Source organism: Gordonibacter sp. (assembly GCF_036667095.1).
In the GTDB taxonomy this organism is placed as follows: domain Bacteria; phylum Actinomycetota; class Coriobacteriia; order Coriobacteriales; family Eggerthellaceae; genus Gordonibacter.
The window spans coordinates 1-9,112 of record NZ_JAVWUP010000106.1 but is presented as its reverse complement, the minus strand read 5'-3'; the positions used below and the strand labels follow the sequence as shown (position 1 = coordinate 9,112).

Annotated in this window: 9 protein-coding genes; 4 read left to right on the top strand and 5 right to left on the bottom strand. The window is 56.9% G+C overall.

What is annotated here, in order from left to right; translation table 11 throughout:
- Window positions 1–194: 194 nt before the first annotated feature.
- Entirely contained in the window at window positions 195–1,766 is a 1,572-nt protein-coding gene (locus tag RR842_RS09585; protein WP_332518498.1) for an FAD-dependent oxidoreductase, read from the bottom strand.
- Between the two features lie 317 nt (window positions 1,767–2,083).
- Between RR842_RS09585 and RR842_RS09580 the strand changes: the two genes are divergently transcribed.
- Complete coding sequence (locus tag RR842_RS09580; protein ID WP_332729593.1) at window positions 2,084–3,007, top strand: LysR family transcriptional regulator; 924 nt, start codon at window positions 2,084–2,086, stop codon at window positions 3,005–3,007.
- A 177-nt stretch (window positions 3,008–3,184) separates the two neighbouring features.
- On the opposite strand, the gene RR842_RS09575 is transcribed toward RR842_RS09580, so the two are convergent.
- Window positions 3,185–3,766 (bottom strand): phosphatase PAP2 family protein, encoded by a 582-nt coding sequence (locus RR842_RS09575; RefSeq protein ID WP_332565840.1) that lies wholly within the window; start codon window positions 3,764–3,766, stop codon window positions 3,185–3,187.
- Between the two features lie 64 nt (window positions 3,767–3,830).
- Window positions 3,831–3,983: a hypothetical protein gene (locus tag RR842_RS09570; RefSeq protein WP_332729591.1), complete on the bottom strand. Its 153-nt coding sequence runs from the start codon at window positions 3,981–3,983 to the stop codon at window positions 3,831–3,833.
- Between the two features lie 30 nt (window positions 3,984–4,013).
- Between RR842_RS09570 and RR842_RS09565 the strand changes: the two genes are divergently transcribed.
- The 3 genes from RR842_RS09565 (at window position 4,014) to RR842_RS09555 (ending at window position 6,782) form a co-directional block, all read left to right on the top strand.
- Window positions 4,014–5,234, top strand: a complete 1,221-nt coding sequence (locus tag RR842_RS09565; protein ID WP_332521786.1) for an Mbeg1-like protein — start codon at window positions 4,014–4,016, stop codon at window positions 5,232–5,234.
- A 194-nt stretch (window positions 5,235–5,428) separates the two neighbouring features.
- A complete protein-coding gene (locus RR842_RS09560; RefSeq protein ID WP_332521789.1) occupies window positions 5,429–6,325 on the top strand; it encodes a prenyltransferase in 897 nt (298 codons plus the stop codon).
- A 13-nt stretch (window positions 6,326–6,338) separates the two neighbouring features.
- On the top strand, window positions 6,339–6,782 hold the full coding sequence (locus RR842_RS09555; RefSeq protein ID WP_332518502.1) for a lipocalin: 444 nt from the start codon (window positions 6,339–6,341) through the stop codon (window positions 6,780–6,782).
- Between the two features lie 64 nt (window positions 6,783–6,846).
- Here the strand turns inward: RR842_RS09555 and RR842_RS09550 are convergent, their stop codons facing one another.
- Together RR842_RS09550 and RR842_RS09545 are read right to left on the bottom strand one after the other, a co-directional pair.
- Window positions 6,847–8,145, bottom strand: a complete 1,299-nt coding sequence (locus RR842_RS09550) for a DNA-processing protein DprA (RefSeq protein WP_332724905.1) — start codon at window positions 8,143–8,145, stop codon at window positions 6,847–6,849.
- A 2-nt stretch (window positions 8,146–8,147) separates the two neighbouring features.
- Window positions 8,148–9,112, bottom strand: a 965-nt coding sequence (locus RR842_RS09545) for a hypothetical protein (RefSeq protein WP_332729590.1), incomplete at its 5' end; no start/stop codon positions are given.

Here is a 9,112-nt window from a genome sequence, read left to right as displayed (position 1 = left end):
CCTCGCGCACCAGAGCATCCTTGCCGATACCTGGATGCACCTATTGTGCCGTACGACGCTTTTACTTAGAGTAACTCTAATTATCTGCTCTGACGCGCTCATGCCGGTTTTTGCTGCGAGTACAGGCAATGCCCTTAGAGTTGCTCTGAGGGCATTGCTTCTGCCGCTACGCGTCGGGCAAACCGACCTGGCACCTACTGGTAAGCGTCGATGCTGCCTTTCTTCCACTCAACCAGCTGAGCGGACTCTTTATCCTCCGTTGCAGCCGCCGCTCCGGCGATCTTTCCGAACACCAGGGCCTGGATCAGGCCGTTGCCGCTCATGTAGGCAGCGCCGCCTCGGCACGAGAAGCCCTCAGTGCAGCCCCCTGCGGCATACAGGCCCTGGACGAGGCTCCGGTCGGCGCGTAGCACGTGGCCAGCCACGTCGGTAGGCATACCACCTTGCGTGTGGCGGATCTCGCCGGTTATCTTGAGCGCATAGTACGGACCGTCGAAGCTTGCAGGCAGGTGCGAGCGGTTGAACTTGTCCTCCCCTTTCCCAAGCGCTGCTTGGTACTCGGAGATCGTCTTTTCCAGCGTTGCCGCGTCAGCGCCAATGGCCGCTGCAAGCTCGGTTGCCGTTGCGCCCTTCTTGACGATACCCGCCTTGTCCCATCCGGGGAATTTCAGGCTCTTGGCAACCTGGGCATCGGTGAAGCACAGATAGGCGATGCGATCGGTCTGAGCGAGAATATGCGGGGAAAGCTCCGAGTACCCGCCGTACTCGCTCATGAAGCGGTTGCCCTCCTGGTTCACAATGATGCCGCCGTTGTTTGCCATGGCCTGCTCAAGGGTCTCGTCGTTGTCCACGCCATGGAAGGCATGCCCTTGGTAAGATCCCATGTTCTGCAACTCGACTCCCAGCTCCTGCGCCCAAAGGATGCCTTCTCCGGTAGCGCCCGGGGCAACCCGCTTGAAGGCGTCGACGGCCTCGGGGCAGTATTGGGCCAGCATTCCAGGGTTGTTCGCAAAGCCGCTCGAGGCGAGGACGGTGTTCTTGGCGATGATGGCAACTTGGTCCTTCCCGCTCTTACCGTAAGCGCCTATGACAACCTCGCCTTCGTCGTCAAGTACGAGGCCCTGTATCTCGCATGAGAGCATCTGCTTGATGGCCTGATTGCCTCCCATACTGGCTATCAAGGCGTCAGTCAGGCCCTTGCCAGCATTCTCGGTCGTATGCATGCGGTGCGCAGTCTGGCCGTAGTACAGGGCAGCGTCGATGTTCCAGACGGCACCGTGCGACTCGGTCCACTCAACGATATCGCGCGACTGCTCGGTAACGGTGTACACCAGGTCAGGACGCACGCTGTAATTACTCGGACGCATGATGTCGATGACGCAGGCTTCCACGCTGTCCGTTTCGCCCATGCCGGCTTGCTGTTTGGTGCCAACGGCGGGGATCTTGCCGCTCGAGAGCATCGTGGCGCCGCCGAGGACGCTCGTCTTCTCGCACAGCACCACCTGGGCACCCTGCTCAGCGGCACTCAAGGCCGCACAGATACCGGCTCCGCCGCCACCGATGACCAGCACATCGGTCTCGCTTTGGGTCATGCTTGCAACGTCGCCCTTGCGCTTCGCATACATCAACTCGCCTGCTGATTTGCGCGCATTGCCTTCTGGCTGCTTCTGCGCAGGTGCACAGGCAACAAGCGCTCCTGCCGAAGCCGCTGTTACCGATCCGATGGCCAGCCCCTTGAGCAGGTCCCTTCTGGTCAGATTTCCCATGGTGTTCCCCTTCCCTGTTTGTTGCGGGCCTTGCCCGCGGTACATGACGAATATACGCAATGCCGGCACTCCGAGAAAAGAAACTCTTCTTGGTCCCCATACGCAAACTCAAGGTTTACGCATAGCTATAACTCCCTGTCAGGAGGGTGCAGCCCTATCTGATCAACCGCAAAGGCGGGAGCAGATACGAAGAGAGGACTTCATGCGAGCGTGCAGTTTGTCTATACTGCAAGTCAAGGGGATGGGGTTGCCCGGCCGACTTTACGTTTGGCCAATCGGGCGAGAAGGCAGGTCTGCCTGCCAAAAAGGGGCCTTCTATGGCGAGATTTTACATGGACGCAGATCAGAAACGGTATTTCTGCGTACTGTGCGCAACAGGCAACATCACACAGGCGGCACAGGAGCTCTACCTTTCCCGTCAAGGTCTGTCGAAGAGTATGCGAAGCCTCGAGGAGCGCCTAGGCGCTCGCCTCTTCATTCGCGGCAAGCAAGGCGTCGGATTGACGGAGGCGGGACGAATCCTGCTGCGCTGCATTCGCGAAGAGGATCGGCTTTGGGAAGCCTGCCTAACCGAGATCCAAGAAACGGGCGAAACGGCACCGGAGCTTATTCGCGTGGGCCTGCTCAGCATGTATTTCGGATACGACCAGAAAAGAGCCCTGTTCGCCAGCTTCCAAGACGATCCGCTCATCAAAATCGAAGTGGTCGACGGCGACCATCCCGCTTACTGGCACGCCATTGCCGCAGGAGATATGGAATTCGCCTTCTCCCTCAATCCACCTGAGGATATGGGCCTTCCCACCATCAAACTCGACGAAGACGCACTTGCGGTCCTGCTCAGTATGGACAATCCTCTGGCGGGAAAAGAATACGTCGACTTCAAGGCCGACCTGCAAGGAAAGACCGTCATTCAGACGAGCCCCTACAAGGGTAAGCTGTACAAGACCGCCTTCAAGAACCACGGCATCGAGGTCGAGCCGCTCCTACATGACAAGAACCTGATGCTGGCGCGGGTATCCACGAGCGATGATTTTTTCATCATCCAAAGCCAGTATGCGAAGAACCTGGTCACCGATCAGATTTGCATGCGGCCGTTGATCAATGCACCTCTCGAGATGGACGCGGTGTTCGTATTCCGCCACGACTTGAGCCCGATCGCGCAAACCGTGGCGAGGCGGATGCTGGAAACCTACGGCAAAGAGCGCGAACTCGATGCCTATTTTGCCAAGGACGACCTCTGAGCCATAACGGATCCGTCAAGAAAAAAGCGCCTCGCCTATGTCGTGCCATGGTTGACGAAGACAAGATAGCTATCGGCACCACGGTACTGGGCAATTCCGAGACCCCCATCTGAGGCCGAGCAGTTCACGCCGAAACACCTGCTGGCACATATCGAGACCGACAGGTCACGGTCGACCTCAAGGGTGCACTGCGCCTCCGGCAGGCGGTTTAGGCTGGGGCATGAACCGCTTTGCGAGCGCCACGGCGGCGAAGCCGAGCGCCACGCCCAGCACGGCACCCACCAGGATATCGCTGGGGAAATGCACGTAGAGGTACAGCCGCGAGAATGCGATGAGGGCCGCAACCACGATCGCGCCGATCTTCGCTGCGGTAACGCCGCGCCCTGCACGGGGCAAAAGGCAGATCACGGTAGCCGCCGCAAAAGAGGCCATAGAGTGGTTCGAGGGAAACGAATCGCCGGTGGGCGGCGGGATGAGCAGCGGGAATCCACCGACTACATCGTAAGGGCGCATCCGTCCGACGAGAGGTTTCAAGACAAGGCTTCCCACGACGACGGTGAGCAGCAGTGCCACGACAACGGCGATACCGTACACTCGACGTTTCGGCTGCGCAACGAGCACGGCTGCCGTCACGAGCCATACGATCCCGAGGTCGCCCAGATGCGTCACGAAGGGCATCACCGCGTCGAGGAACGGCGAGCGCAGGTGCTCTTGTATAGCATCGAGGATAGCGAAATCCATGAGCGTGCTTCCGTTCACACCCTTCCCTCCTCAGGCTCCATGGCCTCAAGGTAGCGTTCGTAGAGCTCGGGTACCTGCTTTTTCATGCTGACCGGCTTGAACGTGCCCGCATCGACGACGCCGTGCGTGCATCCTCGAAATACAGCAGATAGTTGGCGTGGTAGACGATGCCCATCATGTCCGTTTCGCCGTAGCGCACGGCTATTGGCTTGCAAACCCGCATGGTGGCCCTCACGCTTCCTTCCTTTTCGGATACAATGGTTCCATGAGCAATATCGTATCGTATATGCAAGAGGATCAAAGGACGTTCGCGGAATCCCCGTTTAATCCCGCAGACAGCCTTGTGTTCTCGACGCTTTCCTACTTCAATTTCGAAGCGTGCACGCTGGTCGACCCGGCGTCGGATGCGCGCGTGCTGCTGCACGACGTCGTATCGCTCTCGGATTGGGACGCACTCACCCGCGCGAGCTGGCTCGAAGACGCGAAAGACACGCGGACGTTTCTGCAAGCGCTCATGGCGAGCAGGCGCTACCGCAACGTGACGCTCGCCTTCTACGCCAACGAACGGTCCGATGCCGTAGAAAAGCAGTTCTCGGCTACGACGTTCTTCTTGGCCGACGGAACCGAGGGCATACGAGAGCGAGCCTGTTTGGCGTTCCGCGGCACCGACGGCAGCTTCGCCGGCTGGAAGGAAGATTTCAACCTGTGCTTCAAAAGCGTCATCCCCTCCCAGTGCACCGCTGCAGCATACGTGTCCGGCGTCGCCTCTGCGACAGGCGGTCCCCTTGTGGTGACGGGCCACTCGAAAGGTGGCAACCTGGCCGAGTTTGCGTCGCTCGTTGCAGATGACGCCGCCTATGCGCGCATCGAGGCCGTCTACAACCATGACGGCCCGTCGTTTCTGGAGGATCCGTCGCCTCGCAGGGCCGACGGCGCTTTCGACGCGCTGCTGCACAAAACGGTTCCCGAATCCTCTGCGTTCGGCATGATCCTCGAACGGCGCGCCGACTACCGCGTCGTTCGCTCCTCGGCGCTATCGGTGTTCCAACACGAGCCGTTCTCCTGGATCGTCGAGGGCGAGGACTTCTCGTACCAAGACGAGCTGAACCCCTCGGCACGGTTCTTCGACGATACCTTGGACGCTTGGCTGCGCAGCAAAACGCCTGAAGAGCGAGAACGCTTCATCGACACCATCTACGACCTGTTCGTCTCGACGCAGGCAAGCACTTGGGCCGAGTTCCAGACGAAGCTTTTGGGCAACACGCGCCAGATGCTCGGACGGGGGTCCCGCCTTGATCCCGAAACACGCAGCTTCGTGTTAAAGACGCTCGGCAGCTTGGCTTCCGTGCTGAGGGACGAGACGGTCAAGCGGTTTCGCCCCTCCCCTCCGGAATGGCTGCCCAAGCGGCAGGAGCGCTACGACGAGGAGGCCTGCACGAACGCAGGCGAACAAGACCGGGGACGGGAAGGAAAAGAACGGGCATGAGCGCAGGCGAGCAAGAGGAAACAAATGAACAGGGATGTTCGGCACCCGAAAGACCGACCGGCAGCACGCCGGGAAAACCCGCGGTCACAGCAGGGAGCGACGCGATATCGCTCCCTGCTGTGACCGCGGCAAAGAGCGCCGCCGCGCTTGCCAACGATCGTGCAGCAGTACCGTTCGGCCCGCTTACAGTGCGCATGGCATGGCAGCTTGCCGCGCCCCACACCTGGCCGGCCGCCATCCTGCCGGTGCTCGTGGCCGTGGCTTGCGCCACAGCGCAGGGATTTCCCCTGTCGGCAACCGTCGCTTGCACCCTGCTGGCTATCTGCGTGCTCATGCAAGCCGCCGTGAACACGTTCAACGACTATTACGACTACGTGAAAGGCTCTGACTCGGCCGACGATAACGTCGATCCGACGGATGCCGTGCTCGTGTACAACAACGTGGATCCGAGGGCTGCGCTAGGCCTTGCAGTAGGCTTCCTTGCGGCTGCCTTTCTACTGGGTGCCTACGTCATCTGGGTGGCAGGATGGATTCCACTTGCCATCGGTGTCGTAGGAGCGTTGTTCGTTGTGGTGTATTCGGCCGGCAAGACCCCGCTGTCGTACCTGCCGCTCGGCGAGCTGGTCAGCGGTGGCGTCATGGGGGGGCTTATTCCCCTGGCGAGCTACCAGGCGCTCACCGGCGTCTTCGATGCGCGTGCGCTGCTGTGGGCCGTGCCCACCATCATCGGCGTGGGGCTTATCATGTTCACGAACAACACCTGCGACCTTGAGAAGGACCGCGAAGCGGGGCGGCACACGCTTTCCGTCATGCTTGGCCGCACCAAGGCCCGCAAGCTCTACCATGCGCTGGTCTACGCATGGATTGCCGCTATCGTCGTCTTGGTGGCCGTATTCTTCACCGACGGGCTGGTGGTGATGCCCTTTATGCTGTTGGCCGCCTATCCGGTAATCGCGGCGCTCCTGAAAAACCCGCTTGCAGCACATACGCGTCTTGCCGCCATGCCCCAAGTCCTCAACGTGAATATCGCGCTCGGCACGTTCTACGCCGCCGCCGTGTTCGCGTCGCCCGTTTTGATGCTGGTACTCTAGAGAGGGAGACGTCATGGAAGTCGTTCGCATTGTTCTGGGAGTCGTACTGCTCGTCGTGACGGCGGCGCTGGCCGTGCAGCTGTGGAAGGGTCGATGGCTGTTCCTGATCGCAAAGCCCGACAAAACCAAGAAGGGCACGTTCTACCCTGAGGGAACGCACAAGTCGGGCCAATGCGTTTCCTGGGTCATGGTCGCCTGCTTTGCGGTGATCGCCACGCTGATCGCCTACCAGATGGGCATCTTGTCGGGCAGCGACTTGTTCGCCCAAGCGGCAACCATACTCAGCAATATCGCGCTCGTCGCGTACTGCGTGGTTTTGGTATGGGCTGTTTTTTCCAGCCAGAAAGGAAAAGAAGGCAGCTTCCGCGAGCGCTTCGACGGGGGAAGCTATCGCGTGCTGATACTGCTGTTGGGAACCTGCGTCTTGCTTACCGTCGTAGGCTTGCTGTTCGTCTAGCCAGTGGAACCCTGTTTGGCCTAACTTTCTCACTTGGATGGCTCAGGATTAGACCTTCATGACTTCATGAATCCAAATTTGCACACTGGTATCGCACAGGCTTGGTTAATTTGGCAACCTTTCCCTCAGCAATAGCTTTATCCAGCCAAACTCTAAGTTGCGATTTAGTGACATCTAAATCTACACTTAGTTTCTCTATTGAAGCAGGTTCTGCGATCTGATCCAAAAGAACCGGTAGCACCACAGGGTACAGCGATGCATCATGTTTTGGAGAACTGACGCTCATTGCCAAATTGTTTTCTTGTGCGGAGCTTGTGCGTTCTGTTTTATCCTTAATAGTACGCCGAAAGTCTCCTTTTAGCTCGTCGTTGTGACTCGGGAAAGAATCAAACAGTGTAAGATTTTCGATTTGTTTTTTTTCGGAATGAGATAAAGCTGAATTACATAGCTGCTGTGCCAATCCAATGTCTTCCTTTAGCTCTGGCCAAGGAATTGCACCAACATCGAGTAACTTGTGATTACCCAAGGGGGTCTCATCGCCAATTCGAACAAAAACAGACCGAGATCTAGGCCTCTTGAGCTCTTCCACAGCGCCAGCCCAAGTCCCGCCCTTGTTATGGTCCGAAGAAACTACCAAGCCAAAATCAGACATTGCGTAAATCAACTTATTCCTGCCCATAGCGGATCCCACCGTAAAACGCGCAGCAGGATGATAAGGTGAAATCAGCATCAGACGACCGTCGGCAATCCCTTTCCTAAACTCATGGCTGGTGCTTTTTTTGAGAAGGTTGTCTGCAAGTATACCTGTCGCATAACCACCAACCTCAAGAGCCGCCGTCATTGAAATCTGATCAACGCCGCGAGCGCCTCCCGAAACAACAATTATGCCATTACGAGCACAAAGACTTGCCACTTGGCGTGCAAACGCTTCTCCGTCCTGATCTACATTACGAGACCCGACAACGCCAAGGCCTCCTCCTTTGAGGAGAGTTTTATCACCAGCACCAAATAGAAGTGGCGGAGCCTGCTCTTTCAGGTGCTGCTTTAACCTTGACGGATAGTCAGCATCGCTTCTGCTCATTACCCAGATGCCATTGCGGTGCCACTCTTCAACCACAAAACCCAACTGAACACCACGCCCAAGCAGTCCCTTTAGCCGCCGCGCGTCAACCCCCGCTCCCAGTGCTGCATCTGAAACTAAATTGCCGTGCAGTAAGTCTTTCGGGTGTAGTCCCTCGCCTAAAAGCCACTGCGCAAGCGAAGAATACTCTGTTGGAGACAGTGGCTTTTCCGATATAGTTTGTCCAAAAACCCCGCAAAGCAGGGTGATTACTTTGGTATCTTCCGTTAAGAAGCTCAACATCCTCAATCCATTCTGGGCGAATTCAATGCCAACGCCAACGGGAACACCGCACTACAGCCTGCTTGACGCAAGAGGGCGACAGCTACCGTAAATGTCCACCCCGAATCAACAATATCATCTACAAGAAGGCAAGGCCCATCGTGTAAACACTCTCTTTTTATGCTGAACACACCATCGAGATTTTTTGCTTGCTTGTAACTGTTTTCCATTTTTTTCTGCTGAGCATTATTGCATACCTTCTCAATGCAAGGAGCAAATGGAATCTCAAGTGCACCCGCCAATCTTACCGCAAAATTCTTGACCAAGTTAGGGCGACTTAACGACGGAATACAAGTTACCCACTCAGGAGCGGGTTCGGGACCCCAGTGTTTCATGAGCTCCACGCAAGCCGCAACTAATTCGTCAGGGAAAGTCTCGTCAGTATATTTGCCCTCAGCAACAAGGTTTCCCCAACCAGCATCACGCCATAAGCTCAGAGCGCGGCCTTCTTCTGCTTGGAGATCACTCGGAATACGAGCCCCCTCGAAATCATAGTGCTCGAACATATCTTTACTCGGCCACTGTTTTCTGACATTAAGGGGCAGGTAGCTCCTACGGAGAAACAGACTCGCTCGGTTGATAAGTTCGTCATCGCATGATTCATCAAGCATTGCATTCGGATTACAGTTTTTACATTTTTTGCAAACCATCGAAGATGGGTCGTCAAGAGCATTTTGAAGAAAAGCCATAAGGCAGCCCTCATGCTCCATATAGTTTTGCATTTGCTGCTGCTCCGCTTTCCTAATACTGGTTATACTCCGAATGAATTCCTGGTCGACTTGGTATGACTCCGCAGCCGGTGTACTGTGCCATTTTGTATCGATCTTTACTATGGGCGAAGGAGATTCCACTGTCATATACTTAAGAGCCTTTTCAATCTGTCCTTTTTTCATATTCAACACACGCTGCATCTCGGGTACGGAAAGGC